General features: G+C 64.0%; 19 protein-coding genes and 1 tRNA gene. 3 read left to right on the top strand and 17 right to left on the bottom strand.

The window, feature by feature from the left end; all coding sequences use genetic code 11:
• Window positions 1-20: 20 nt before the first annotated feature.
• From R3F72_RS00210 to R3F72_RS00175, 8 genes are all read right to left on the bottom strand, one after another.
• Window positions 21-659: a sarcosine oxidase subunit gamma gene (locus R3F72_RS00210; protein ID WP_332778595.1), complete on the bottom strand. Its 639-nt coding sequence runs from the start codon at window positions 657-659 to the stop codon at window positions 21-23.
• A complete protein-coding gene (locus R3F72_RS00205) occupies window positions 652-3708 on the bottom strand; it encodes a sarcosine oxidase subunit alpha family protein (RefSeq protein ID WP_332778594.1) in 3057 nt (1018 codons plus the stop codon). The genes R3F72_RS00210 and R3F72_RS00205 overlap by 8 nt, the downstream gene beginning before the upstream one ends.
• A complete protein-coding gene (locus R3F72_RS00200; protein WP_332778593.1) occupies window positions 3705-4097 on the bottom strand; it encodes a sarcosine oxidase subunit delta in 393 nt (130 codons plus the stop codon). The genes R3F72_RS00205 and R3F72_RS00200 overlap by 4 nt, the downstream gene beginning before the upstream one ends.
• A gap of 13 nt (window positions 4098-4110) precedes the next feature.
• Entirely contained in the window at window positions 4111-5361 is a 1251-nt protein-coding gene (locus R3F72_RS00195) for a sarcosine oxidase subunit beta family protein (protein WP_071232621.1), read from the bottom strand.
• A 320-nt stretch (window positions 5362-5681) separates the two neighbouring features.
• Window positions 5682-6752, bottom strand: coding sequence for a GlxA family transcriptional regulator (locus R3F72_RS00190; RefSeq protein ID WP_332778592.1), 1071 nt, complete (start codon window positions 6750-6752; stop codon window positions 5682-5684).
• Window positions 6753-6881: 129 nt separating this feature from the next.
• Window positions 6882-9014, bottom strand: a complete 2133-nt coding sequence (locus R3F72_RS00185) for a RecQ family ATP-dependent DNA helicase (protein ID WP_332778591.1) — start codon at window positions 9012-9014, stop codon at window positions 6882-6884.
• 31 nt (window positions 9015-9045) lie between these two features.
• A complete protein-coding gene (locus R3F72_RS00180; protein WP_332778590.1) occupies window positions 9046-10812 on the bottom strand; it encodes an MFS transporter in 1767 nt (588 codons plus the stop codon).
• 205 nt (window positions 10813-11017) lie between these two features.
• Window positions 11018-11785, bottom strand: a complete 768-nt coding sequence (locus R3F72_RS00175) for an ATP-binding cassette domain-containing protein (RefSeq protein WP_087719282.1) — start codon at window positions 11783-11785, stop codon at window positions 11018-11020.
• A gap of 150 nt (window positions 11786-11935) precedes the next feature.
• Here R3F72_RS00175 and R3F72_RS00170 point away from each other — a divergent pair, with 150 nt between their 5' ends.
• Together R3F72_RS00170 and R3F72_RS00165 are read left to right on the top strand one after the other, a co-directional pair.
• A complete protein-coding gene (locus tag R3F72_RS00170; protein ID WP_332778589.1) occupies window positions 11936-13135 on the top strand; it encodes a hypothetical protein in 1200 nt (399 codons plus the stop codon).
• Window positions 13132-13620 (top strand): GNAT family N-acetyltransferase, encoded by a 489-nt coding sequence (locus tag R3F72_RS00165; protein WP_332778588.1) that lies wholly within the window; start codon window positions 13132-13134, stop codon window positions 13618-13620. The genes R3F72_RS00170 and R3F72_RS00165 overlap by 4 nt, the downstream gene beginning before the upstream one ends.
• On the opposite strand, the gene R3F72_RS00160 is transcribed toward R3F72_RS00165, so the two are convergent.
• The 7 genes from R3F72_RS00160 to R3F72_RS00130 form a co-directional block, all read right to left on the bottom strand.
• The gene (locus tag R3F72_RS00160) at window positions 13617-14144 is read right to left on the bottom strand and encodes an RNA polymerase sigma factor (RefSeq protein ID WP_332778587.1); all 528 of its coding nucleotides are present in this window, start codon (window positions 14142-14144) and stop codon (window positions 13617-13619) included. The two genes, R3F72_RS00165 and R3F72_RS00160, sit on opposite strands and share 4 nt — an antisense overlap.
• Before the next feature lie 146 nt (window positions 14145-14290).
• Entirely contained in the window at window positions 14291-16804 is a 2514-nt protein-coding gene (locus tag R3F72_RS00155; protein WP_332778586.1) for a GNAT family N-acetyltransferase, read from the bottom strand.
• A gap of 83 nt (window positions 16805-16887) precedes the next feature.
• Window positions 16888-18249 (bottom strand): lysine N(6)-hydroxylase/L-ornithine N(5)-oxygenase family protein, encoded by a 1362-nt coding sequence (locus R3F72_RS00150; protein WP_332778585.1) that lies wholly within the window; start codon window positions 18247-18249, stop codon window positions 16888-16890.
• Window positions 18243-19838, bottom strand: a complete 1596-nt coding sequence (locus tag R3F72_RS00145; protein ID WP_332778584.1) for a pyridoxal phosphate-dependent decarboxylase family protein — start codon at window positions 19836-19838, stop codon at window positions 18243-18245. Before R3F72_RS00145 ends, R3F72_RS00150 begins: the two co-directional genes overlap by 7 nt.
• A gap of 206 nt (window positions 19839-20044) precedes the next feature.
• On the bottom strand, window positions 20045-22192 hold the full coding sequence (locus tag R3F72_RS00140; protein ID WP_332778583.1) for a TonB-dependent siderophore receptor: 2148 nt from the start codon (window positions 22190-22192) through the stop codon (window positions 20045-20047).
• 186 nt (window positions 22193-22378) lie between these two features.
• Complete coding sequence (locus R3F72_RS00135) at window positions 22379-23125, bottom strand: 4'-phosphopantetheinyl transferase family protein (protein WP_332778582.1); 747 nt, start codon at window positions 23123-23125, stop codon at window positions 22379-22381.
• 3 nt (window positions 23126-23128) lie between these two features.
• Entirely contained in the window at window positions 23129-23737 is a 609-nt protein-coding gene (locus R3F72_RS00130) for a hypothetical protein (protein ID WP_332778581.1), read from the bottom strand.
• A gap of 83 nt (window positions 23738-23820) precedes the next feature.
• On the opposite strand from R3F72_RS00130, the gene R3F72_RS00125 reads away from it, so the two are divergent.
• Window positions 23821-23897: transfer RNA gene (locus R3F72_RS00125), tRNA-Ile, on the top strand.
• A gap of 38 nt (window positions 23898-23935) precedes the next feature.
• Here the strand turns inward: R3F72_RS00125 and R3F72_RS00120 are convergent.
• Window positions 23936-24934 (bottom strand): tyrosine-type recombinase/integrase, encoded by a 999-nt coding sequence (locus tag R3F72_RS00120; protein ID WP_332778580.1) that lies wholly within the window; start codon window positions 24932-24934, stop codon window positions 23936-23938.
• Between the two features lie 334 nt (window positions 24935-25268).
• Complete coding sequence (locus R3F72_RS00115; protein ID WP_332778579.1) at window positions 25269-26024, bottom strand: XRE family transcriptional regulator; 756 nt, start codon at window positions 26022-26024, stop codon at window positions 25269-25271.
• Between the last annotated feature and the right edge of the window lie 113 nt (window positions 26025-26137).

Genomic DNA, 26137 nt, shown 5'->3' with positions numbered 1-26137 from the left:
TTGCACATCGGCCTTCTGTCTCATCGATGCTCGACCGTCACACCGAACTCCGCGGCGGCATCGAGGAGCCATCGGTAGAGGTAGTCGGCAAAACTGCGGCGCACGATGAGCTCCCAGCAGTCCACCTGGGGTTGGCGCAAGGTGATGGAGGTCTTGGCGAAGATCGTGGTGACGCCCTTGCCGACCGGGAATGCCGACGGATGAACGTCGTAGGGCGTCGATTTCTTCAGCGTCTCGCGTGCCTTGGGGCCGCGCAAGGTGATCACGGTCTGGCCGCCACTGACGTTGACGAGGCTGAAGTGTGCTTGCCCCAGTGCATGGCGAAGCGCTTTCTCCAACACGAACTCTTCGCCGCCGGGGACCACGATCAGCCATTCGTCCGGCGATAGCCACTGGATCGAACGCTCGCCCTTGGCATCCAGGGTCAGGGTATTGGGCCGCGCCGGCAGGTTGATGCCCAGCACCTCGCGCACGGCTTCATCCAGGACGATGGCGCCGCCGCGCAGAATCAGGTGGCCCATGAAGGCGGATTCCCGCAGCGTCACCCCGGCCTGCGCGTCCGCGACGGGCCCCGGGCCGCGCTGGAACGACCAGGCGAGGGGCGACTCTGCACCGGTCTGATCGTTCGGCCGGCAGTCGAATTCACGAATCTCAGACATTCTGACGTTCTCCTTTGGGATCGATAAACACCGGGCTGACGATTTCCGCTTCGTGCACGACGCCATCTTTCATTGGCAGATAGACCGTCTGACCCAGACGATCGCGACCGCCCTTGATGACGGCGAGGGCAAACCCGTGGCCAAGATTGGGACTGTAGTAGCTGGAGGTGACGTGGCCGACCATGGTCATCGGGATGCGCTGCTCGGGATCGAAGACGATCTGCGCGCCTTCCTCCAGCACGACCTCGGGATCCCTGGGCTTGAGGCCGACGAGCTGCTTGCGGTCGGTCCGTGCCGTGTCAGGTCGGGTCAGGGCGCGTTTGCCGATCCAGGAGAACGGCTTGTCGTAGCCCACCGCCCACTGCATGCCCAGATCTTCCGGGGTGACCGAACCGTCGGTGTCCTGGCCGACGATGATCAGGCCTTTCTCGGCGCGCAGCACATGCATGGTCTCGGTGCCGTAGGGGGTCAGCCCGTATTTCTCGCCTTTCTCGAACAGAGCTTTCCAGACCGGCATCGCATAGTTGGCCTGGACGTTGATCTCGTAGGCGAGCTCGCCGGTGAAGGAGATCCGGAACACGCGGGCCGGAATGCCGGCAACGTTACCTTCGCGCCAGTCCATGAACTTGAACTGATCCGGGGAAAGATCGATGTCGGTCACCTCCGACATCAGCTTGCGCGCTTCCGGCCCGGTGACGGTCATGGTCGCCCAGTGGTCGGTCACCGAGGTGAAGTAGACTTCGAGTTCCGGCCACTCCGTCTGGTGCCACAGCTCCAGCCACTCCATCACTCCGGCCGCACCACCGGTGGTGGTGGTCATCAGGAAGTGGTTCTCGGCCAGGCAACTGGTGGTGCCATCGTCCATCAACATGCCGTCGTCTTTGCACATCAGGCCGTAACGCACGCGGCCAGGTGTCAGCTTGGCCCACTTGTTGGTGTACACCCGGCCCAGGAATTCTCGCGCATCCGGCCCCTGGATATCGATCTTGCCGAGCGTGGAAGCGTCGAGGATGCCGACTTTCTCGCGTACCGCCAGGCACTCGCGGGCCACCGCTTCTGCCATGCTCTCGCGTTCGCCGTTGACGGCCCCGGCGCGTACTTGTGGAAAGTACCAGGGCCGCTTCCACTGGCCCACGTCCTCGAACTCCGCACCATGCTCGACATGCCAGGCGTGCAGGGCGGTGTAGCGCTCGGGGTCGAACAGCTCCCGGCAGTGGCGGCCAACGATGGCGCCGAACGTCACCGGCGTGTAATTGGGCCGGAAGACGGTGGTGCCGACTTCAGGGATCGAACGCTTCAGGCAGCGCGCGGCGATCGCCATGCCATTGATGTTGCCGAGTTTCCCCTGATCGGTGCCGAAGCCCAGCGCGGTATAGCGCTTGACGTGCTCGATCGATTCGAACCCTTCACGCGTGGCCAGTTCGATACCCGCGGCAGTGACATCGTTCTGGAGATCGACGAACTGCTTGGGGGCTCGCATCGCCGACTTCACGTGAGGCACCTGGAAGAGCGCGCAGGCGGGTTCCTCGCGCCGTTCGGCGACGTCAGGCAGCCCGGTCACGGACGAGGCGCTATCGAACCCGATGGCATCCAGCGCGCGGCGAGCCCCTTCGGTGGCGTGCTCGAGCACCGCCTTCAGGGCGAAGACGCCGTGAACGCCGCCCACCGATGTCATGCCCTTGACGTCGCCAGGCACGAAGCCCAGCACGTCGTCGCGCCATACGGGCCGGGTTCCGGTATGGGAAGAGAGGTGGATGACGGGGCTGTAGCCGCCGGAGCTGGCGATGGTGTCGCAGCTCAGCGTCTCTTCGTGACCGAGAACGCAGAACGCGTCCAGATCGACCCTGGCGATGCGAGCCGCCGTGACGCGATCGCTGCCCTTGGCCTCGATGACGGCGCTCTGGTTGATGATCCGGATCCCCAGGGCGCGGGCCTGTTCGGCCAGTTCACCCTGAGACGTGGCGCGAGCATCGACGATCGCCACCACTTCACGACCGGACTCGTGCCAGTCCAGCGCCGTGCGATAAGCGTGATCGTTGCTGACCGACAGCACCAGCTTGTGGCCGGGCACGACGCCGAAACGTCGAATGTAGGTCGACACCGCACCGGCGACCATGTTGCCGGGAACGTCGTTGTTGCCGTAGACCAGCGGGCGCTCGTGGGTCCCCGTTGCCAGGATGACCTGCCGGGCGCGCACGCGATGCAGGCGGGAGCGCGCCTGCGGGCGACGGTTCACGGCGGGGGCGGTATCCCAGAGATGTTCGGTGCGACGCTCATGGAGCGTGACGAAGTTGTGATCGTGATAGCCGTTGGCGGTCGTTCGTGGCAGCAGCTCGACGTTCTCTCTTCCCGCCAGCTCGGTGACCACTTGCGATACCCATTCCGGCGCCGGCAGGCCGTCGAGCGTCTCGCGGCTGTCCAGCAGCGAACCGCCCAGTTCCTCCTGCTCGTCGCAGAGCATGACCCGGGCGCCGCTGTCGGCAGCGATACGGGCCGCCATCAGACCGGCGGCACCGCCGCCGATGATCAGCACGTCGCAATGCTGGTTGAGGTGGTCGTAGATGTCCGGATCGGATTCGAGCGGGCTGCGCCCCAGACCGGCGCTCTTGCGGATGTACTTCTCGTAGGTCATCCACATCGAGGCCGGCGCCATGAAGGTCTTGTAGTAGAACCCCGGCGGCATGAAGCTGCCGCCCAGCTTGCCGATTATCCCCATCATGTCGCGCTGCACGTTCGGCCAGCCGTTGGTGCTGCGAGCGACCAGCCCTTCGTAGAGCGCCTGCTGGGTGGCGCGGACGTTGGGCACCTGGGCCGCTTCGCTGGCGCCCAGTTGCACGACGGCATTGGGCTCTTCCGGGCCAGCGGCGACGACGCCTCGCGGCCGCGAATACTTGAAGCTGCGGTTGACGATATCGACGCCGTTGGCCAGCAGGGCCGAGGCCAGCGTATCGCCGGCGTAGCCCGTGTAGCGCTTGCCGTTGAACGTGAAGGAGAGTTCGCGGGAGCGATCGATGCGACCGCTGCGGTTGGATCGATGGATCTGCGTCATGCCCGTGCCTCCGTGTTCAACGCTTCGTCTTCAGGGCGCGCGCCGACCGTCTGCCAGCCGCCGGACGCGGCCTGAACGCCGGACTGGCGTTCGTCGGCGGCCAGTGTTTCGGCAGTGATCGAGGGGCGCTCGCCCATCTTGTAGGTTTCGAGAATCTCGTAGTTCGCGGTATGCCGCGTGATGTTGAAGAACTTGCGGCAGCCGACGGAATGCACCCACAGCTCGTGATGGATACCGCGGGGGTTGTCACGGAAGAACAGGTAGTCGCCCCATTGTTCATCGGAACAGTTCTCCGGGTCGGCGGGGCGCTGCAGATGAGCCTGGCCACGCGGATGGAACTCTTCCTCTTCGCGATGCTCTTCGCAGTAAGGGCAGTAGATATGGAACATGAAAGAGTCCTCCTCAGTGGGCGACGCCAGCGGCGCCGTGTTCGTCCACCAGGGCGCCGGTGTGGAAGCGGTCGATCGAGAACGGTGCGGCCAGCGGATGCGCTTCGCCCTTGGCCAGCGTCGCCGCGAAGACATGGCCGGAGCCCGGCGTGGCCTTGAAGCCGCCGGTGCCCCAGCCGCAGTTGAAGAACATGCCCTTGACCGGCGTGGCCGAGAGAATCGGACTGGCGTCGGGGCAGGTGTCGACGATGCCGCCCCACTGGCGGTTCATGCGCACGCGGGAGAAGATCGGGAACATCTCGACGATTGCCTGCAGGGTATGCTCGACGGTGGGGTAGCTGCCGCGCTGGCCATAACCCACGTAGCCGTCGATGCCGGCACCGATGACCAGATCGCCCTTGTCCGACTGGCTGATGTAGCCATGCACATGGTTGGACATGACCACCGTATCCAGCACCGGCTTCAGCGGCTCGGAGACCAGCGCCTGCAACGGGTGCGACTCGAGCGGGAGCTTGAAGCCGGCCATCTTGGCGAGCACGCCGGAATTGCCGGCGGCGACGCAGCCCACCGTCTTCGCTTCGATGTCGCCGCGATTGGTGTGAACGCCATGGACACGGCCGTCACGGATCTTGAAACCGGTGACTTCGGTGTTCTGCAGCAGGTCCACGCCGAGTGCGTCCGCCGCCCGCGCGTAGCCCCAGGCCACGGCGTCATGACGCGCCACGCCGCCGCGCGGTTGCCAGGAAGCGCCGAGGACCGGATAGCGGGCCCGGCTCGAGCAGTCGAGGATCGGCACGATCTCCTGGACCCCCTTGGCATCGAGGACTTCGCCATCGATCCCGTTCAGGCGGTTGGCGTTGACGCGGCGCTGGATGTCGCGCATGTCCTGCAGCGTGTGGCCGAGGTTGAGCACGCCGCGCTGCGAGAACATCACGTTGTAGTTGATGTCCTGGGAGAGTCCTTCCCACAGCTTCATGGAGTGTTCGAACAGCGCGGCCGCTTCGTCCCACAGGTAGTTGGAGCGCACGATCGTGGTGTTGCGAGCGGTGTTGCCGCCACCCAGCCAGCCTTTCTCGATCACCGCGACATTGGTGATGTTGTGGACCTTGGCCAGATAGTAGGCGGTAGCCAGCCCGTGGCCGCCACCGCCGACGATGACGATATCGTATTGTTTCTTCGGCGTAGGATTGCGCCACTGGCGCTGCCAGTTTTCGTGATGGTTCAGCGCGTGCTTGACCAGACCGAATCCGGAATAGCGTTGCATGCTTTTCTCCTGGAGAGACGCCGCCCGAGCAGGCTCGCCGCGGCGTCGGAAGCCATTGAAATCAGATCATTGGAAGCTTGCGTTCATGATCCGCCAGGCAGATCGAAAGACGCTTGAACGTTTGCGACAGGATAATTGAATGAAGGGGAAGTCTCGGTCGGCCGAAGAACCGCGCCGTGGCCTCGCAGCCGTGCGCTGCTGACCGGCCGGGAGAGGCCAGCCCTATGTCGAAAAGCGATATTTATGACGCTAACGTTTCCGACATTCGGCCTGGGTCGAACGGGGCGATGCCGGCACGGGGCATGAGGGGAAAGGCGCCTTCAGCGCTGAGCAGGCGTGGCGATCTCGAGTGCTCGGGAGGTCTGGCCGACATGGAGAAAGAACGGGTCCACGAGCCTGGCGCGCTGATCCTCGGAAAGCCGCCTGACCTCCGAAGGAGGAATGCCGAACACCTCGCGAAAGTGACGCGAGAAGTGGGCCGTGTCGGCAAAACCGCAGCGCTCGCCGATATCGGTGATGCTGTGCTTGGTGTAGTTCAACATCCAGCATCCGTAATGCAGGCGCAGGTCGCGTGCGAACTTCTGCGGTCCGAGCCCGAACTGTTCCCGGAAATGGCGCTCGATGTTGCGCCGCGAAGTATGCAGGCGCTTAGCGAGCCGCTCGATCGTGACGACCTCGCCCAGATGCTGCTCGAAGATCGAGATGGCTCGGCGTACCAGCGGGTCGGAGACCTTGCTGAAGACCACGGGTTGCGGTTGCGGATGCTGCCCGGGCCGCGGCTCGTCGATCAGCATGATATGCAGGCTCTTCTTCGCCCATAGCCGCCCCAGGTGGCGTTCGATCAGGTACGCGGCCAGATCGGCGGAGGCCACGCCGCCGGCACAGGTCAATCGGTTGCCGTCATCCAGAAAGAGCTGGTCGGCCACCGGCTCGATATCCGGGTAGCGCTGCACGAGATCGGCATGGTGATACCAGCTGATGCAGCATCGGCGGCCATCCATCAACCCTGCCTTGATCAGGGAAAAGACCCCGGTGCAGACACCGACGAGAGGAACGTCGCATTGCGCTGCCAGGCGCAGATAATCCAGCGCCTGCTGATCCTCCTCTTCGACCGCGCCGAGAACGCCGCCGATGACCACGATGTAATCGAAGCGCTCGGGGGCCGTCAACGGTCCGCAGCCGGTGATCGTGGCGCCGCTGCTGGAAACGACGTCCTGCCCGCCGCTGCTCATGAACTGCCAGCGGCAGCGGACCTGTTGACTGCGGTCGCCATCGTCGGCTGACAGCCGCAGGCAATCGACGAAGGCCGAGAACGGCAGGATGGTGAAGCGCTGCAGCAGCACGAACCCGACCGAAAGCGGCTCGTCTGAAGAAGAGAAATCTGGGGCCATATCGTAGTCTCAGGGCATGGTCGAGGCCGAGGTATCAATCCAGTTTGTCATGACGCGCGCTGATACGTCGCTTCCACAAGCCCTCAGGAGCAGTGCTCGATGGGGCTTCGTTGCCCCATTCACCATCGATCAACGTCTCGCGCAGGCATTGGCCCACGCCTTGATCTCGGGATAGGGGCGCTGCTCGTAGATGCCGAAACCGGGCAGCTGCCGCGCCTTGAGCGGCGTGAAGACCGGCATGGCGAGCCCGCACAGAAAGTGCGCGATGCGTTGCGCCCCCGGCACCGTGCCAATCTGCTCGCGGTGACGCTCGATCAGCGGCCGGGCGTATCGTTCGAAGTCGTCATCGGTCAATTCAGGCAGCGCCGCCGCGCTCGGCAGGCGGGCAACGTGACCGTGGCAGACCGAGCAGTGGCCGCAGCCCCGGGCGGCTTGAATCGGCTGGCCGCATCCTCGGGCGGCTTGAACAGGTTGGCCGCAGCTTCGGGCGGCTTGAATCGGCTGGCCGCAGCCCTGGGCGGCCTGGACCGGCTGGCCGCAGGCTTGAGTTTCCGCATGCTCGAAATGGTCGTCGCCGAAGTACTCCGCCAGACGGCGGGTCAGGCAGGTATCCGATTCGAACAGTGCCAGCATCGCCTGCAGACGTTCGATCTCGGTTCGCTCGCGGGACTGGCTTTCCGCCAGCAACCGGTCGGTCAGGGCCTCGATGTCGAACGCGGGCTGGCACACCTCGTAGACATCGGTCATGCGCTTGCCTTCCAGCACCACCCAGCCCTTGTCCTGGAAATACTCCAGCGCGGTGATGACGCGCGAGCGCGAGGCATCGATCCCCGCATCGACGCCGGCGCGGTAGAGACGCTCGAAATTCACCGTTCCCCAGGTCTTGGCGATGGCGATGTTGTCCACCAACAGGCGCACGAAGTCGGCCCGTTCCCCCTGGAAGCGTGCGATCAGATCGCCGGGCTCCTCGAGATAGCGCAGCCGGTATTCGGCCAGATAGGCGAAGCGGGGCGCGATCACGCCGTGCATCTCGAGGCGCACCAGCAATGTCTTCAACGGCAGCAGGCGGATATTGCTGTCGCGGGAGAGCGTATTGAGCAGCACCGGCCACTGGCGCTGCGGCTGGCGGCCAGCCTCGGCGATCTCGGCCAGCACGTGACGAATACCCTCGCGCTCCGGCGTGTCGCCGTAGACGAAGTTCTCCAGCACGCGCAGGCCGTCGCGACCGGCCAGCATCAGGCAGCGTGACGGCTCGCCGTCGCGGCCGGCACGGCCAATCTCCTGGCTGTAGTTCTCGATCGACTTGGGCAGGTCGTAGTGGATCACGTTGCGAATGTTGCCCTTGTCGATCCCCATGCCAAAGGCGATGGTGGCGACGATGCAAGGGATCTCGCCGCGCATGAAGCCCTGCTGGATCTCGTCCCGCGTCTCGCTGTCGAGACCGGCGTGATAGGCGCGCACCGTGAAGCCCTGATTCGCCAGCGCCGCGGCGACCGACTCGGCGGTTTGCTGCAGGGTGACGTAGACGATGGTGGGCGCCTGCGATGTCGGCTGTTGTCCTGGCGACTGTCGTGACGAGCGTTGCGGCGCCAGCCATTCGACCAGCGCCGGCAGCCGGCGTTCGCTCTCTACCGGCTGCACCAGAAGCTCGAGGTTGTCGCGATAGAAGCCGGTGGTGATGACATCGTCCGCGGCGATGGCGAACTTGGCGCGCATGTCGTCGATCACGGCGGGCGTCGCGGTGGCGGTCAGCAGCAGCGCCTGGGGGATGCCGAATTCGCGCTGGTAGTCCGGCAGCTTCAGGTAGTCGGGGCGGAAGTTGTGCCCCCACTCGGAAATGCAGTGGGCTTCGTCGACCACCAGCAGCGAGATCGCGACCTGGCGCAGGAAGTGGCGAAAGCGCTCGTTCTTGAGCCGCTCCACCGAGACCATCAGGATCTTCAGCTCGCCGCGGCGGGCGCGCTCCATGATGTCGCGGGCGGTGTCGCGATCCTGGGTCGAATCGAGACTCGCGGCCGCCACGCCGTGGCGTTGGAGGAAGGCCAACTGGTCCTGCATCAATGCCAGCAGCGGCGAGACCACCAGCGTGAGATGCGGCAGGTGGAGCGCCGGCAACTGGTAGCAGAGCGACTTGCCGGCGCCGGTGGCGAAGATCGCTGCCGTCGAGCGGCCGGCGATGACGCGCTCGACGACCGCTTCCTGGCCGCCGCGGAACGCCGGGAAGCCGAACACCTCGAGCAGGGTATCGCGAGCGCTTTTCATGTTGTCTCCTGCGTCATGTTCGTTTGTTGAGTCATGTCCGCTGCTGCGGCCAGGGCACGGTCGTGTCGGGCGTGGCGTTGTCGAACGAGGTGACATCGGCCGGCGAATCGTCGGGCGGTTCGGTCTGGTTCGGCGTCAGTGCCGGCTGGTCATACCGCGAGGAACGATAGCTGACGCCGTGGCGCAGGCGCGGGGCCTCCGGGCCGCTGTGCAGCGCCGTGACCCGGTCGATGATGGCACGGTCCGCCAGCGTCAGCCGGTCCAGCATGCGCAGATGCTGCAGCCAGTTGGGCACGAGGAACACCTCCTGCCACAGATCGCGGTCGACGACGTCGCGGTAGAGCGACCAGCGCTTGGCACCGTTGCGCAGCCGCAGCTTTCGCAGCGGCCGCACGGCGCGGGCAAATTCGCGCAGATGCTCGCTGTCGATGCGGTATTCGACCGTCACCATCACCGAGCCCCGTGCCGGATTGAACTCGAAGTCCGGCCTGTGGGTGTGCGCTTCCGGCGCCTCGACCAGATCGTTGGCGTCCAGGTCCGGCAGTCGGGAAGGGAGTAGCAGCAACGCCGAGACGATCAGCAGCGCGCCGGCCAGCATCAGCGCCATCTGCACGCCCAGGCCGTCGGCCAACTGCCCCCACAGCAGCGAACCCAGCGTCAGCCCGGCGTAGAGCGCGGTCTGATACAGCGCCAGGGCGCGGGCCTTGACCCAGTCCGGCACCAGTATCTGCACCGAGGAGTTGTAGGAAGCCACCGCAGCGATCCAGCAGCTGCCGCCGACGATGAGCGCCGGAAACAGCACCCACAGGGTATCGAGCCCGCCGAGCGCCAGCATCACCAGACCCAGCAACATCGCGGAGAAGCTGATCAGCCGGCTGCTACCGACGCGCTGGCGGGCCCGGTTGACCAGCGTGCTGCCGGCGATCGCGCCGATGCCGAGGCCACCGAGCATGTAGCCATAGAGCGAGGCACTGCCGCTGGGGTGCTGATGGGCCAGCAGCGGCAGCAGTGCCCAGAGTGCGCTGGCGGAGATGCCGAAGATGAACGAACGCATCATCACCAGCCGCGTGACGCTGGAGTACTGCACGAAATGCAGCGCCGCCTTGACCCCTTCCCAGATGCGTTCCGGGGGCAGCGACTTGGGCAGCACCGCACGCTTCCAGCGCCACAGCGCGGCGATCAGCCCGCAGAAGCAGAGCACGTTGAGCAGGAAGATCCACGCCGGCCCCACCGCGGCCAGCAGCAGCCCGCCGATGGCCGGACCGATGGCACGCGCGGCGTTGTAGTTGACGCTGTTGAGCAGCACGGCGCTCGAGACCAGGTTGCGCGGGACCTGCTCGTTGACCGCCGCCTGCCACGCCGGAGTGGTAATCGCCCCGCCGATGGAAACACAGAGAATCGAGACGATCAGCAGCGTCGGTGAAAGAAGGTTCAGGAAGGCGATCAGCGTGATGAACAGCCCGCCCAGCACCTCGATACCCAGGCCGAGCAGCATCACCTTGCGGCGATCGTAATTGTCGGCGATCACCCCGGTGACGATCGACATCAGCACCAGCGGCAGCGCTGCCGCGACCTGGATCATCGCCACCGCTACCGCACCGCCGTCGTTCGACGTCACCACCCACGCCGCCGCCACCGACTGCGCCCACACGCCGAGATTGGCGAACAGGTTGGCGATCCAGATCATCCGGAACGCCGGGACCCCCAGAGGGGCAAAGGTACTGACATGCGCCGGGCGTGGCGGCGTCTGTTCGGGTTCTAGCGTCAGATCGCTCTGGCGGGAAACGGGTTGCAGCATGACGAGCTCGCAGACAAGGGGCGAATCGGAAGGCAAAGCCTGAAGATTAGCATCCTTGGTTCAGACGTGCGGGTCCAGCGCCATGGCGCTCCGGCAGTGGAGATGCCGATACGTCATGAGGCGGCAGACGGCGCTCGCCTATCACGAGACAAGAGACTGGTACGAGACAAGAGCCTGGTACGAGACAAGAGACTGGGAAGATGGCCTACTGCAGCACGGCGATGGGGCAGGCGTCGGCGGGATGATTCATCACCCGCATGGGAATGCCGTAGATGGCTTCCAGGTTGGTATCGTTCATCATGCTGGCCGGCGCGCCTTCGGCGAGGAGCCTGCCGCTGTGCAGCGCGACCAGGTGATCGCAGTAGCGTGCGGCCATGTTGACGTCATGGAGCACGATGATCACGCCGAGGCCCAGCTCGCGGCAGAGCTTGCGCACCAGCGCCAGCACTTCGACCTGGTGGGCGATATCCAGCGCCGCCAGCGGCTCGTCGAGCAGCAGATAGCGGCTACCCTGGGCCAGCAGCATGGCCAGCCACACGCGTTGGCGCTCGCCGCCGGAGAGCGTATCGACCAGTCGGTCGGCGAAGGCTTCGGTATGGGTCAGGGCGATGGCGCGCTCGATCTGCTGGTGATCGTGGCGATTGAGGCGCCCCAGCAGGCCATGCCACGGGTAGCGACCGAAACCGATCAGCTCGCGGCAGGTGAGGTTTTCGGCGCTGGGCAGATGCTGCGGCAGATAGGCGACGTGGCGGGCGAACTCTCGCGGCTTCCACTGCGACAGCGGGCGGCCATCGAGCCGGATGTTACCTTGACTGACCGGCTGCTGCTGCGCGAGCAGCTTGAGCAGCGTCGACTTGCCGGAACCGTTGTGCCCGATCAGGCCGTAGATCCGTCCTTCACCGAAGGTGAAATCGATGGGGGAGAGCAACGTCTTGCCCGCGATCTCGAAGCTCGCCGATTGGACTTCGAACATGGACGGGGCAACCTCGCAGCGAGTGGTGGGTCACAGGGTGGAAGGCAATCCTAATTCAAATACGAACGCTTATCAAAGACACTTGTCGTCGTTTATCGATTGACAGCGTCCCTTGCCGGACGAATATCCCTGTTCAAGGAGCACGAACCCATGAAGGTGTGGTTATCGATTGTGCTGTTCGCGCTCGTCGCCGGGGGCGTGCTGACCGCCGTTGCCTCGCACGAGCCGTTCGAGCCTCGCATGGTGCGCCTGGAAGCGCAGCGGGCGCTGCCGTCGCTGGCACCGGCGCTGGCCGAGGAGTCGCCGGAGATCAACACGCTCTTTCTGAGCTACGCCGACGAGCCGACACTCTGGGCCGCTGCCTGGCTGGCGATCCGCAATCACGGCGACCTGGCTCGTGAAGCGCTGCTCGATTACGGTCTCGATCCCGCGTTCCAGCGCGTGCTGGTGCGTTTCGGCGCAGACGCAGTGCTGCCGGTGACCTACTACCGCGATCACGATATCGCCACGCTGCGGGCACAGCACTGGCTGGGCACGCGCTACCGGGCGGCAAGCGAACAGCTGTCGCGCTGGTGGCAAGACGATGCTGAGAAGGCGCCCGGCGCGAATCCGACGATGACCGACGACGAAGCAATGCCGGCCACGTTGACGCCGGCACATCGTGGCCAGATTGCCATCGCCATTCTCGAGGCCGAGGGCCTCGGCTTTCTGGGGCAGTTCGTCGTCGGTGCGAATGGAGAGGTGCAGTGGCTACAGAGCGAGCGGGTGGTGAGCGATATCGGCGATTTCTTCACCGGTGGCCTGCGCGATCTGGAAAGCCAGTGGCGCCGCGGCGAGCCGGTCGGCGTCGCCGATCTCGGCTGGGCGGGTGTCGATCTGCTGGTGATGACCAGCGCGATCAAGGTGCTGCGCACCGGGCGCGCGGTGCGTGCCGGTGCCGCCGTCGAAGGGCAGGGCGCGCGGGCAGCGGGGCGTGGCGTGCTGGTCGGGGGTGGTCGATTCGTCAACCTGTCGAGAGCGGCCAAAGTCGCGGCGGTCACCGGCACGGCTTATGTCGTTTTGCGACATCCCAGCCTTGTCAGCGCGCTGGGTGCCAATGTCGGGCGGTGGCTGGGCTGGCCGGTGTGGCTGGGCCAGTTCCTGATCTGGACGCTGGTGCTGCTGCCATTGCTAATCGTTGCGCGGTTCGTCTATCGCTGGCTGCTGGCGCCGCTGTTATGGCTGTTGGTGCCGTTGCTGAAGGCGACATCGAGAACGCCGCGCTGGTTGATGAAAAGGCAGCGGTCGCAGGGCGATGGCACACTGAGTGTTCGACCGCCAAATGACACCAGAATGGATCCCACGTTATGAATGACGACGTCTGTCATGATGACAACGCTTACCGCCTGCATGATGACAACGCATATCGACTGATTTTCGAGCCGCCCGAAATCGAGACCTATATGCGGCTTCGCCGCGAAGCCGGCATGAACCCGCGCAGCGCTGACGGTGCCGCGCGCGGCTTGCCCCGGAGCCTGTTCGCCGTGCAGGTTGTTCACCAGCGCGAAGGAGAGTGCGAAACCGTGGGCATGGGGCGCGTCGTCGGCGACGGCGGCTGCTTCTATCAGGTTGTCGACATCGCAGTGCTGCCGGCGCATCAGGGGCGCGGTCTGGGCAAGCGGATCATGAGCGAAATTCGCGCCTATATCCTGCGTGAGGCGCCGGAAAATGCCTTCGTCAGCCTGCTGGCGGATGGAGAGGCCCACCGGCTCTATGCCCAGTTCGGCTTCGAGCCCACTGCGCCCCGCGCGATAGGCATGAGCTGGTATCCCAGCGTTACCGGTTCGCGAGGCTAGTGCCGAGCTGCGCGTTCCAGGCTATCCAATTCCAGGCTATCCAGCTCCTCCTGGCATCGGGTCAGGGCCTGGGCGATGTAGCGTCCCGCCATGCGTTCGGAAACCCCAAGACGCTCACCGATTTCTCGCTGGGTCACGCCCTCCATGCGGTGCCAGATCAGCGCCTGGCGTAGCCGTTCCGGCAAGCCGGCCAACGTCTGCGTGAGCTGACGGACACACTGCTGCTGACAGGCTTCGGCTTCCGGGCAGGCGCGTGGGCAGACCAGTACCGGCGCCAGAGTGTCGATGGCGATCAGTTCGGGCGCCTGTCGTCGACGATGATCGATCAGCAGATTGCGGGCGATGCGGAAGAGATAGGCGCGCGGGTTCTCGAGCCCGTTTTCCGAAGCGGTGTTGAGCAGGCGCAGGTAGACCTCGTGACAGAGGTCGGCGGCCTGCTCTCCGGATTCGAGCTGCCGACGGAGAAAGCCCAGCAGCTCGCGATGGTGCTGGCGGTAGAGAGACTCGAACAGTGCGTCGCGCATGAGGGCGGCCCTGGGGGCAGAACGGCAGAAGTGCCGCGATCATGACAAAAATGAGAATCATTAGCAATAAGTCGTATTGGCAACGAGTCGTAGGCCGGGCACCTCGACGTGCACCCGGCGATGGATCGGGGTGGGCGTCGGTTACCTCATGTCGATACGGTCGATGCGTTGCGCTCGTCCCCGGCGCCGTGTCGCCGTTCAGATATCGGGCGATAGGCGGCGATGGGATTGGCCAGCGTGCCGGCGAACTGCAGGTTCTTCGACGGATCGGCGAGATCGATCATCTGGCGGTTGTTACGCAGCTGCAGCCGGTTGAGACAGGAGAGCGTGAATTCCGGCGCGAACAGATCGAAGCGTTCGAACTTGGCGGCGAACGCCGGGTGTCGTTGCTGGTAATCGATCACGCATGCCGCCACCAGCTGCCAGAACTCGTTCTCCTCGAGCTGGTTCGAAGCCACCAGAATCTCGGCCAGAAAGCGGAAGAAGCAGTCGAACAGGTCGGTGAAGATCGACAGGATCTTCAACTCCTCAGGCACTTCGACCGCGATGCGCCGGGCGGCTTCCGGCAGGGACTGGCCGTTGTCGAAGATGCCGGTCTCCTCGCCGATATCCTTGAGGATCGCGCCGACCGGTACATGATTCTCGAGTTGCAGGATCAGGTTTTCGCCGTGAGGCATGAACACCAGATCGTGAGCGAAGAAGCAGTGCAGCAGCGGCGTCATGTAGGCGGCCAGGTAGCGCTCGATCCAGCGGCGAGCGCCGATGCCGGAGGCGTCGATCAGTGCCGGCAGCAGCGCGTCGCCACTGGCGTCCCGGTGCAGCAGGGCAGCCATGGTCATCAGCCGCCGATTGGGCGCGATGCGAATATACGGGCTCTCCCGCCACAGGCACGCCAGCATTTTCTGATACGGGTGCTGTTTGTCGGTGGCAGCCTCGAAATCGGCATGGTGATAGCCCAGCGTGGCGACTTCACGCAGTACGCTGAACCCCCGTGCCTGCAGTTCCGGGTCGCTTGCGACCAGGTTCTCGACCCACGCATTGATGGCCGGCGTGCCGCGCATGTAGTGGGGCGACAGCCCGCGCATGAAGCCCATGTTGAGAATCGACAGCGCGAACTTGACGTAACGTCGCCTGGGCTGCGAGACGTTGAACCAGGTGCGGATCGACTGCTGGGCACGGTAGTCGTCGTCCGCTTCGCCGAGCAGGATCAGACGCTGCTCGGCGACTTCGCCGGCAAAGGTGATGGCGAGCTTGTGGCGCCACTGCCACGGGTGGACCGGCATCAACAGGTAGTCATCGGGATCGAGGTCGAGCGCATGCAGCCGGGCCACGAAGCGCTCCCGTACCGAGGCGTCCAGCTCGTCTTCGATGAGCGATTCGAAGTCGAGCCCGTCGATGGCGCTGTAGGTCGTGCAGTGACGCGCCGCCGCCAGCCAGACGGGGCGAATCGCGGCGCCGGCTTCCGGGGCGTAGCGGTGATAGTCCTCGACGTCGAAACCGATCCGGCCGCTGTTGGCGACGAAGCAGGGGTGGCCCTCGCTCATCGCCGTCTCCACGGTCTGGAAATCGACCAGTGCGAGTTCGCCGGCCGCGGGCACGTCCCGCCCGAGCTTGTAGGCCATGCCGGCCAGGGTGCTGGCGATCTCCTCCAGGTAGGTCGGCAGGTTGGCGGGGGCGATGCCCAGGCGCGCCCGGCACTCGAGCAGGAACTGCGCCACGTCCAGCGGCTGGGAGGCGCCGTCGCGCATCTTGGCCAGCGTGTTCTTGTCGATCCACCAGTGATCCAGTGCCATCCGGCGCGCGCGGAACCGGTAGCGGATGCCGTCGCTGTCGGTGGCGAGGGCGTAATCGGCCCAGCCGTCGGCCTCGGGAAGAGATTCCGCCAACGGCGCCAGCAGCCGCTCGTGGGCGAACTCGCTGATCGCCTTGCCCAGCAGGTCGCGATTGGCGCGCTGCCAGCGGTCGGGGCGGAGATGGGCGACCGTTTCGTCCATTGCAGTGTCGGGGCGCCGCGAGGCGTGCAGCGACTCGAACCGTTCGCGGGTGCAGAACCCCAGCCGGGCGGTCTTCTCCGCCAGTCGGATCTCGCCCTCGTAGACGAACCCGGCACGGCGGTTGAGCGGGTGGATCCTGGCATTGGTCACATCCGGCTCGACGACGATCCGCTGCGTCGTCGGGTCGCTGAACAGGAACGCCACGACGGTATCGATCACGGCCTGGCTGAAGCCGTGAATCGGCGAGGCCGCCGGGTTTCTCGGCGCGACCAGAAAGTGCATGCCGCGGTCGCCGGGCTGGACCGGATAGTGCTCGCCGACCGGATCGTGGCGAGGGTCGTAGCACTCGACCAGAAACGCCGGCTGGCCATCGTGCAGGCCGATGAACGCCTGGGCGCTGTCGCTCTCTTCCATCTCGCGGTAGAACGCGGCGACCTGATCTCGGGTATCGCCGTTCATGCCCCAGAAGCGGGCGGTTTCCCGGCTGACCCAGTCGAACACGGTGTCGATGTTGCGGCCGAGATCGAGCGGTCGCAGGGCGAGGGTGCCGATGCCCGGCCAGTCGCGCTGAAATCTCAGGTCGGGGGAATAGAGGCTGCTGGCCGATGTGGTGTGTGTCGCGGTGGCTGTCTCGGCGTTGGCCAGTCGAGTTTGCGGTAAGTTCATGAGTCTCTCTCCTGACGGAAAGTCGGAAATCGGAAATCGGAAATCGGAAATCGGGAATGGCGAATCGGGGCGCGCGATAGCCGTCACGCCGTGGCCCGCTGCGGCTGGAACACGCGGTCGTCGGGCGCGCCGAAGTCCTGGAAGGTGAACCCGCGTTCGATCGGATAGACCTCGCGCCCGGCCAGTTCGCGGATGATGCAGGCGTTGCGATAGCACGCCATGCCGAGATCCGGCGCGACCAGCCCGTGGGTATGCAGCTCGGCGTTCTGGACGAAGATGTCGTCTTCAGTGCCGATGCCGTAGTAACGGCTGACCGCGTAGCGGCCCGCGTCGTCCCGCCGGATGCGATGCTCGATCGGCGCCAGGAAGTCCGGCCTGTGCGCCGCGTAGCCGGTGGCGAGAATCACCCCCGCCGTCCGGTGCTGGAAACGCCGGTTCTGCTCGGTCTGGGTGAAGGTCAGGTCGAAGCGCCGATGGGCGGCATCGAAATGGCAGCTTTCCAACTGGGCGCAGGTGAGCAGGTGGGTATCCACCGGCCCCTTGAGACTCTTGGTATAGAGCCGGTCGTAGATCGTGTTGATCAGTTCGAGATCGATGCCCTTGTAGAGTCCTTTCTGCTGGCGCATCAGCTCGTCTCGGGTCGACTCGGGCAGGGCGTGGAAGTAGTCGATGTAGTCCGGCGAGGTCATCTCGAGGGTCAGCTTGCCGTACTCCAGCGGGAAGAAGCGCGGCGAGCGGGTGACCCAGCTCAGGGTGTAGCCGTGGGCGTCGATCTCGTCGAGCAGGTCGAGATATATCTCGGCGGCGCTCTGGCCGCTACCGACGATAGTGATCGCTGACTTCGCCTGTAGCGCCGCCTTGCGCTCGAGATAGCGCGAGGAGTGCACCACGCGCTCGGCCACCGGCTGGCAGCACGCCGGGATCATCGGTTCGCTGCCGGTACCCAGTACCAGCCGGCGGGCGCGATAGATGTGGTCGCCACTGTCGTCGAAATCATGGCCGGCATCGTCGTCGAGATCGCCCGCACGGGTGTCCCGGCAGTGAACGCGATAGCACCGTTCATCGTCGTCATAGGTGATGCGCTGGACGTCGTGATCGAAGCGCAGCGACTCGAGCTGCGTGGTGACCCACTGGCAGTACTGGTTGTACTCGTTGCGCAGCAGGAAGAAGTTCTCGCGAATGTAGAAGTGGTAGAGCCGCCCCTGGGCTTTCAGATAATTGAGAAAACTGAAGCGGCTGGTCGGATCGGCCAGCGTGACCAGATCGGCCATGAAGGGTGTCTGCAACGTGGCCTCCTCCAGCAGCAGGCCGGGGTGCCAGTCGAAGCGCGAACGACGCTCGAGAAACAGGCCGTCGAGATCGTCGACCGGGTCGGTCAGGCAGGCGAGGCCGAGGTTGAACGGCCCCAGACCGATCGCGATGAAGTCATGGATACGGCTCAGCATGAGGTCTTTCTCCGAACGATTGACGGGCGAGCGGCGGGTGACGCCTGGGACGATGTTTGGGGCGACATCAAGGATCCGCCGATATCGGCGATCTCCGAGATCAGGGCGGTCAGATCCTCGAGACGGGTCATGGGATTGAGCAGGGTGAACTTGAGATAGAAGCGCCCGTCGACCCGGGTAGCGGCGACCACAGCCGCTCCGCGTCGTGACAGCGTCTGGCGAATCCGGCGGTTGATCGCCTCGATCCGGGCATCCTCTTCCAGCGCCACCGGACGATAGCGAAACACCAGCGTGCTCAGCGCCGGAGCCATCAGCACGTCGAAATCGTCACGCGCTCGAAGCATGCGACAGGTCTGGCGGGTCAGTTCGATCACCTCGTCGAGATAGTCGCCCAGACGATCGGCGCCCAGCGTGCGCAGGGTCATCCACAGCTTCAGCGCATCGAAGCGCCGCGTCGTCTGCAGGCTCTTGTTCACCAGATCCGGCGTGCCGCCTTCGGCCTGGTCGCGGGGGTTGAGATAGTCGGCGTGGTAGGTGACATGGCGCAGCTGGCGGCGATCGCGAACCAGGCAGGCGCTGCAGCTCACCGGCTGGAAGAAGGTCTTGTGGTAGTCGATGCCGACCGAGTCCGCCTGTTCGATGCCGGCGAGCCAGTGGCGGTGGCGCGAGGAGAGCAGCAGCCCGCCGCCGTAGGCCGCGTCGACATGCAGCCAGATCCCGCGCTGCCGGCAGCGTTCGGCAATGGCGGGAATCGGGTCGATGCTGCCGAAGTCGGTGGTGCCGGCGGTGGCGACGATCGCGAACGGGATTCGTCCGGCCTCGTCGCACGCCTTCAGCGCGGTCTCGAGCGCTTCCAGATCCATGCGCTTGTCCGCGTCGCACGGCACCGCGATTACGGCGTCGTAGCCCAGCCCCAGCAGCGCGGCGGCCTTCTGCACGCTGAAGTGGCTGACTTCCGAGGTGAGAATGCGCAGGTCCCGGTAGTTCGGGGGGAGGCCGTGATGGCGATTGCCACCGTGGTCAGGCATCGCTTCGCAGGCGCTATCGCGGGCGATGGCCAGCGCCATCAGGTTGGACTGCGTGCCGCCGCTGGTGAACACCCCGTCGGCGTCGTCGCCGAGTCCGATGCGTGCCGCGGTCCAGTCGATCAGCTTCTGCTCGATCAGGGTCGCACCGGCGCTCTGGTCCCAGGTTTCCACTGCAGTGTTGAGCGGCGTGGCGATTGCCTCGGCGAGGATCGACGGCAGCGTGATGGGGCAATTGAGATGCGCGACGTAGCCCGGATGATGGAAATGCACGGCGTGATCGAGATAGAGCCGATGGACCTCTTCGAGGCTGGCATCGAGATCGCCGAGCGGCCGGTCGAGATCGATCGCCTCGAACGCAGGCTGCAGCTCATGGGGCTCGACGCCGCTGCAGGGGCCTTGCGCCTGGGTCAGCGTGCGGCGCACCAGCTCGACGCAGCGCTGCATGCCGCTGCGATAGGCATCCAGCGACCGGTCGGTGAACAGATCGACCGAACCGGGTCGGCCCGGTGGCCGGGACCGATGCAAAGGAACGGGCGTGACGAATTCCGTGTCATGTCGCATGACGTTTCTCCTGATTGCCTGTCGTGTAGCGCCTTTCCGAGGCTTCTCGAGCCGAATTTCGGACAAAGGCACCCCTGCGCACGGGTGGCGTGCGCTGTAATGGCTGCGTCGGGTGAAATGTGCTTTGGGTGATTCGCGGATGAGATGGGCACGTCCCTGTGCCCACTTGGATCACGCGGCCGGGTTGGCGGCTACGAAATGGCCCGTCAGAACTGGTACGAGACCGTGGCGGTCACGTTGCGCTCCGCGCCGAAGTAGCAGTATTCGAGGGAGTTGCAGGAGGCGACATACTCCTTGTCGAGCAGGTTGCCGACGTTGACCCGGGCGCTGACGCCCTGCAGCCCGACCTGGCTCAGGTCATAGCCCACGGCGGCATCCACCAGCGTGTAGTCGGGGACCATTTCGGTATTGGCGCGGTCGGCGTAGATATCGGCGTAATAACGCACGCCGACGCCGACATCCAGCCCGTCTAGCGCGCCGTTGTCGAAGGCTCCGTTCTTGAAGGAATAGTGACCCCAGAGACTGGCCTGGTGGCGCGGCGCGTAGATGGCGTAGTTGCCATCCTCGTTCGGGTCGTCGCTCTTGGTGTAGCGGATGTCGGTATAGCTGTAGCCCGCCTGCAACCGGAAGTTGTCGGTCAGCCAGGTTTGCGCCTGCAACTCGATCCCCTGGGAGCGTATCTCCCCCACGGAGCGGTAGGGGTCGGTAGGCTGCTCCTTGGTTGCCACGTTTTCCTGATCGATCCGGAACAGCGACAAGGTATAGAGATCCCGGCTGCCCGGCGGCTGATACTTGAGCCCGGTCTCCCACTGTTCCCCTTCCATCGGTTCCAGCAGATCGCCATCGGCATCGACGAAGCTGGTGGGGGTGAAGGCGGTGTTGTAGCTCAAGTAGGGCGCAACGCCATTGTCGAACAGGTAGAGCACGCCGGCGCGGCCGCTGAACTGGGTGTCGTCGAGTGTGCTCTCGGTATCGTTGTAGTGATCGGTATTCTTGATATCGACCCAGTCGTAGCGCCCGCCCAGGGTGACACGCCACTGGTCGATCGCCATCTGATCCTGCAGGTAGATCCCGGTCTGGCTGAGTTCATGCCGCTCATCATTGGTGACGGCGATGTCCCCGATCGGCTCGGCGCCATAGCTGGGGTTGAAGGCATCGAGGCTGGGGAATGAACCGGCGGTCCAGACCACGTCGTTCCTGCGTTTCTGATAATCCACGCCGACCAGCACGGTATGGTCGATGAAGCCGCTTTGGAGCTTCGCTTCCACCTGGTTGTCGAGCGTCCAGGCGTCGAGGGATTCGCGGCCTCCCGAGTAGTATCGGTTCAATTCGTTGGAATCCGTCGATACCCAGCCGTAGCCGTAAACCTGGTTCAGTTCGACGTCCGAGTTCAGATAACGCAATTTCTGGCGGGCGGTGACGTCGTCGCTGAAGCGGTGCTCGAGGTCGTAGCCGAACATGCGCTGGGTGCGCTCGAACTTGTCGTAGTCGTCCTCGCCATCGAAGAAATTGTTGCTGATGTGGTGGCCGTTGTGGCTGGTTACCGCGCCTTCATAGGGTACGCCGGAGTGATAGCCGCCTTCCGGATCCTTCTGCAGATAGGCCATGAACGTGATCGTGGTGTCGTCGGTCGCATCCCAGGTGATCGACGGCGCGATGGCGTAGCGCTCTTCTTCGATGTGATCGAACTGGGTGTCCGCCTTGCTGCCGATTCCGACCAGCCGATAGGCGACGCGCCTCTCGTCATCCAGCGGGCCGGAGAAGTCGAACGCGGCGCTGCGCTGGCTATTGGTGCCGGTGCTGAAGCGCAGCTCGTTGCGGTTCTCGAACAGCGGCTTCTTGCTGGTCAACGCCACCAGCCCACCGGGAGACGAGCGCCCGTAGAGCACCGAGGCCGGCCCCTTGACGATTTCGACGTTATCCAGAAACCAGGGATCGATCACCATCGAGCTATAGCTGTTGGCATCGCCCATCACCTTGAGCCCGTCGAGATAGGTGTTGCTCAGGCTGCCATCGGAAAAGCCGCGCATGACCAGGTAATCGTAGCGGTTGGAGGCGCCGACCTGGTTGGTATAGACCCCGGGCGTGTACTGGGCCGCTTCGCGCAAGGTGCGCACGCCGCGCTCATCCATCTCCTCGCGGTCGACATTGGAAACGGTCTGCGGCGTTTCGACGATGGGCGTCTCGGTCTTGGTGGCGGCGGACTGGCCGGTCACCGTGACGGTATCGAGGTTGGCGGTTTCAGCCGACGCCGTGGTGGCGACGGTGTTGTCGCCCGTCTGCTGGGCCCAGACGGGAAACGACAGGCAAGCGCAGGCCAGTGCGCTGACCGGGTAACGCAGAACATGATGCATGAACGACAAGCTCCCCTTGAATGAAAATCGTTCTTATCCAAAGCTGTTGCTCAAGAGAAGACGCAGGGGAGGCTCATTCCTGAACCAAAATGACAATTATTTACAATAACCCGTTTCAGACGATACAAACCGCGGCGGATGGGGGCCGAGGATCTGGCGAAGCGGGAGCAAGAAGAGCTCGCGTGCTCAGGATCGTGAGGGGACGGCGATCAACGTCATCAGATAGCCATCGATTTTCGCGACCTGCCCGGATAGCTGCGCACCGGCTGGCCACTGCGCCGATAGCGTCTTGAGCAGTTCGATCGACACCGCGCCCGCCTCGGCGTCCCAGTCGATCAAGCGGGCATGGGGGAAGTAAAAGCGCTGCCCGACCAGCGGATAGAGCGCCTTGAACAGGCTCTCCTTGAGCGAGAACACCAGGGTGAGGAATTCCCCCTGCCGCTCGGCGGGCAGCCGGTCCAGCCAGGCCAGTTCCGAGGCCACCAGAATCTGCGCTGCCAGACGCCGGGCGCGTTCGCCACTCATCACGACCTCGGCGTCCAGCCCGACCCCCTGATAGGCTGCCCGATTGGCGACCACCGCCGCTGCCAGGCCGCGGCTATGCGTGATCGAGCCGACGGTGCCGGCTGGCCAGTCGGGGAGCTGTTCGGCGTCCTGCGCTGGCGTCGAGGGCGACCCGGTCAGCGCGGCGAGCGCACGTCGAGCGGTAAGACGGCCACCCAGGAACTCCGCCCGGCGCTTGGCTGCCGCCGTCGTCAGGCGATCCGGCAGGGCCAGTTCCCAGGCGTCGAGATTCGCGTCACAAAGCGTCTGGGTCTCGAAGCACAGCGCGCTGAAACGGGCCTCCGGCAGCGCAAGCCGCCAGGGCCACTCGCTCCGTGGCGAGTGGCAGCCGGCGGGTAGCGTCTCGAACGGGGTGACGGTGTCAGGCATCGATCAACGGTCGACCAGCACGGCATTCAGTTCGACCGGCACCTCGTCGCCGATCTGCTGATACCCGATCAGCGACAGGATCGAACGCACGGTCTGGTTCTTCATCAGTTCCTTGCCATCGAGCGAGACCGGCTCGGCATTGCGCGCGCGCACCACGTCGGCCGCTTCCCGGGTGAAACGCACCGGCAGTTTCTCCTGGCGCTGCTCGCCGTTGGATTCCGTGCTCAGCGTGAGTATCTCTACCGTCGACTGGCCGACCGCCAGCGAGTTGATGCGTTCCGGCGGCAGGCGAGTGACGACCGTGACCAGCGTGGTGCCGGTGAGCGAGGACATCCACGGCGGCAGCTCGCCAAGGCTATCGAGCACATCGGTCTGGTTTAGGCGGATCGGCAGTTGCAGCGTGCCATCCGCACTGATCTGGCCTTCCATGCGGCGCAGCGCGTGCTCATGGGGAATCGACTCGCCGCCGCTGGTGATTTCGGTCACCGTCGCCGTGACCTGGGACTGTTCGGGATCGAGCTGCCAGGCCGCCAGCGCCACGCCGTGGAACGCCGTCAACCCGGCGGCCAGGCCGATACCCATGATACAGCGGATGATCGTTTTCGATGACATCGTGTCCTCCCTGGACGTGCAAACCTTCAACTGCGGCTGGCCTGTGCCGGCCGCTTTGGTTATCATACGGCTCCCGCGTTTCAGGGCCTATAGCTCAGTTGGTTAGAGCAGGGGACTCATAATCCCTTGGTCGCAGGTTCGAATCCTGCTGGGCCCACCATGAAATCAGGTGGTTACGTAACCAAGGTTCGCTTTCCATCAATGTGTGGTTGCGGTTTGGTTGCTGATCCGCGGCAACTTCGCCACCACGCTCTCCCACCTTGCCGGGTCGGCATGAGCATAGCGGCTGGTCACCGTCAGTGACGAATGACCGAGCAGATCCCTGATGCTCGTCAGCGCCTCCCCCTTGCTCGCCAGCAATGAGGCATAGCAGTGACGCAAATCATGAAAGCGTATGTCAGGGCGACCAATCTTCTCCCTTGCTTTCTCGAACGCGCCACGCACCCGGTCACCCGTCGTATCGAACGGCAAGCTTTCCACTAGCGGTAGGGCTTCCTCCGTCAGTGGTATCACCCTCGGCTTCCCGCTCTTCGTCTGGTTGGGCCTGAGTACGATGCGGCCGTTGTAGACGTTCCCAGATTCCAGTGCCATCAGCTCACCCCTCCTCATGCCTGTCAGCATCGCCAGCAGGATCACCTTTCGTTCGATCCTGTATCGCTCCGGCACGGCTTCAAGAAGTTCGGCGAGCTCCTTCTCGGTCAGGTAGACATGGCGTTCGTTCTTGGGCGATGGCTTGCGAAGCTTGCCGTCCAGCGGCAGTTCTATCCAATCCCACTCCCGGTATGAAAGCGAGAGCACCCGCTTGACGACCTGAGTGCGGTTGTTGATGGTTGACTGCGCTAGTCCTTTCTCCTTCAGTGACTTCTGCATCCTGCGGGCTGCGTCAAGCAACTCCTGCCCGATAATCACACCCGGGGCATGCTCATCCATCCACCTGGCGACTAACAGGATGTGCTGCTTCTGGGAGCGGACATCGTATTCGCTGACCATGCGTTGCAGCCCTTGGGAGAAGGTGTACTTGGGCTTGCGGCCCATGACACCGTTGAACTCGTCCTCCTGGCGCTGCGCCTCTGCCTTCAGCGCAAACTGCCTTGCTTCTCCTTCTGTGCGAAAAGTTCGCTGAGTACGCTGGCCGTTGACCGTGCAGCGGACGACCCACGTGCCGCGATCTTTCCGGTGCGAGACTGTGTATCCCATTTCCGATCCTCCTTCCGCTGAGGACCGCGCCTGCACTTCTGAGCGTACTCCTCAACCTCTGCCTGATCAAAACGTACCGCGCTCCCAAACTGAATGAAGCCGATTTCGTGTTTGTGCCCGTATACCCAGCTCAGGCTCATACCCAGCTGGCCTGCGACTTGCTCCGGACGGAGTAGACGCTCCCCCATACTTGCCTCTCCCCTAAGCTCTATCCCCAAAGGAAACAGTTGGTTTAGGGTCAATAATACGCAAACGTATTAGCATGTCAATGCGTTTACGTATTGCTTTGGTCGGCAAAATACTTCGAACGAGCGGATTGGAGATAGAAGTGGGCTTAAAGTCGGATTCTGGCTTCGAGGGCAACCGCAAGTATTTCTGAGGAATTGTCAAGCAAAATCAATGGATAAGACGGGTTTAGAGGCTTCAGGTAGCGCTGACCGCTTTCTTCGATGAGCTTACGGAACGTGGCTTCTTGGCTGTCGGGAAGCGTGGCAAGGACTAGCTTTCCTAGGATGGCAGGTGCGTCTGAGTCGAAAAGTACCATGGTTCCCTCTGGCAGGCTGGGTGCCACTCCTATCGGGGCAGCCATGGCATCGCCTCTGACTTCTAGCCAGAAACCTGTGCCTTCAGCCAGGAAGCTACTGGGCTCAACTCGCAGATCCGTTGAGTCCGCAGCTCTGTACGACTGGTGAATAGCTGCAGCCTGTTCCCAGCTGAATATAGGGTAGCGGTAGATGGGGGGCGTTGGCTTTGCTGCTGGTTTGTAAGGGGCCACCATGCCCGCTGCTCCTGCCTGAATAAGCGCTGAGCCTAGGCTAGGCTTGGTGTCTGCTGACCTGGGGGCAGAAGCCTCGTTCGGACGAGTGGGCTGCGGAAGCGGGTCACCATGAGCGAGATAGCTAACAGTGGTGCCCAGCGCTTGTGCAATTTTTTCAAGATTTGAGATTCTTGGCGATTTGCTGGAGCCTTTCAAAATTCGGTGAATGGTGGGTTGAGGCACGCCTGCACGTCTTGCGAGCTTGTTTTCACCAAAGCCTTGTTTTTCCATGATTTTTTGAAGTCTTTCGGCGATACTAGTTGACTCGTGCATTGCTGGACTGCCTTGGAAGTGGTGGCTTCAAAGATTAATACGCAAAAGTATTGGAAATTTTCCCTGCTGTCCAGAGAGCTCAAAGCTCCTAGGTTCCTTCGAACAGACAAGGA

This window comes from Salinicola sp. 4072, from assembly GCF_036663415.1.
Taxonomy (GTDB): domain Bacteria; phylum Pseudomonadota; class Gammaproteobacteria; order Pseudomonadales; family Halomonadaceae; genus Salinicola; species Salinicola salarius_A.
Note: the sequence above shows the minus strand (reverse complement) of the source record. Positions and strands in the feature narration are given on the sequence as shown.

What these genes read in the sequence shown, in the direction of transcription:
- R3F72_RS00165 (WP_332778588.1), top strand. Translation starts at nt 13,132, where the DNA reads ATGAATGACGACGTCTGTCATGATGACAACGCTTACCGCCTGCATGAT.
- R3F72_RS00160 (WP_332778587.1), bottom strand. Translation starts at nt 14,144, where the DNA reads ATGCGCGACGCACTGTTCGAGTCTCTCTACCGCCAGCACCATCGCGAG.
- R3F72_RS00175 (WP_087719282.1), bottom strand. Translation starts at nt 11,785, where the DNA reads ATGTTCGAAGTCCAATCGGCGAGCTTCGAGATCGCGGGCAAGACGTTG.
- R3F72_RS00150 (WP_332778585.1), bottom strand. Translation starts at nt 18,249, where the DNA reads ATGCTGAGCCGTATCCATGACTTCATCGCGATCGGTCTGGGGCCGTTC.
- R3F72_RS00135 (WP_332778582.1), bottom strand. Translation starts at nt 23,125, where the DNA reads ATGCCTGACACCGTCACCCCGTTCGAGACGCTACCCGCCGGCTGCCAC.
- R3F72_RS00200 (WP_332778593.1), bottom strand. Translation starts at nt 4,097, where the DNA reads ATGTTCCATATCTACTGCCCTTACTGCGAAGAGCATCGCGAAGAGGAA.
- R3F72_RS00130 (WP_332778581.1), bottom strand. Translation starts at nt 23,737, where the DNA reads ATGTCATCGAAAACGATCATCCGCTGTATCATGGGTATCGGCCTGGCC.
- R3F72_RS00190 (WP_332778592.1), bottom strand. Translation starts at nt 6,752, where the DNA reads ATGGCCCCAGATTTCTCTTCTTCAGACGAGCCGCTTTCGGTCGGGTTC.
- R3F72_RS00170 (WP_332778589.1), top strand. Translation starts at nt 11,936, where the DNA reads ATGAAGGTGTGGTTATCGATTGTGCTGTTCGCGCTCGTCGCCGGGGGC.
- R3F72_RS00210 (WP_332778595.1), bottom strand. Translation starts at nt 659, where the DNA reads ATGTCTGAGATTCGTGAATTCGACTGCCGGCCGAACGATCAGACCGGT.
- R3F72_RS00145 (WP_332778584.1), bottom strand. Translation starts at nt 19,838, where the DNA reads ATGCGACATGACACGGAATTCGTCACGCCCGTTCCTTTGCATCGGTCC.
- R3F72_RS00195 (WP_071232621.1), bottom strand. Translation starts at nt 5,361, where the DNA reads ATGCAACGCTATTCCGGATTCGGTCTGGTCAAGCACGCGCTGAACCAT.
- R3F72_RS00120 (WP_332778580.1), bottom strand. Translation starts at nt 24,934, where the DNA reads ATGGGATACACAGTCTCGCACCGGAAAGATCGCGGCACGTGGGTCGTC.
- R3F72_RS00155 (WP_332778586.1), bottom strand. Translation starts at nt 16,804, where the DNA reads ATGAACTTACCGCAAACTCGACTGGCCAACGCCGAGACAGCCACCGCG.
- R3F72_RS00140 (WP_332778583.1), bottom strand. Translation starts at nt 22,192, where the DNA reads ATGCATCATGTTCTGCGTTACCCGGTCAGCGCACTGGCCTGCGCTTGC.
- R3F72_RS00180 (WP_332778590.1), bottom strand. Translation starts at nt 10,812, where the DNA reads ATGCTGCAACCCGTTTCCCGCCAGAGCGATCTGACGCTAGAACCCGAA.
- R3F72_RS00205 (WP_332778594.1), bottom strand. Translation starts at nt 3,708, where the DNA reads ATGACGCAGATCCATCGATCCAACCGCAGCGGTCGCATCGATCGCTCC.
- R3F72_RS00115 (WP_332778579.1), bottom strand. Translation starts at nt 26,024, where the DNA reads ATGCACGAGTCAACTAGTATCGCCGAAAGACTTCAAAAAATCATGGAA.
- R3F72_RS00185 (WP_332778591.1), bottom strand. Translation starts at nt 9,014, where the DNA reads ATGAAAAGCGCTCGCGATACCCTGCTCGAGGTGTTCGGCTTCCCGGCG.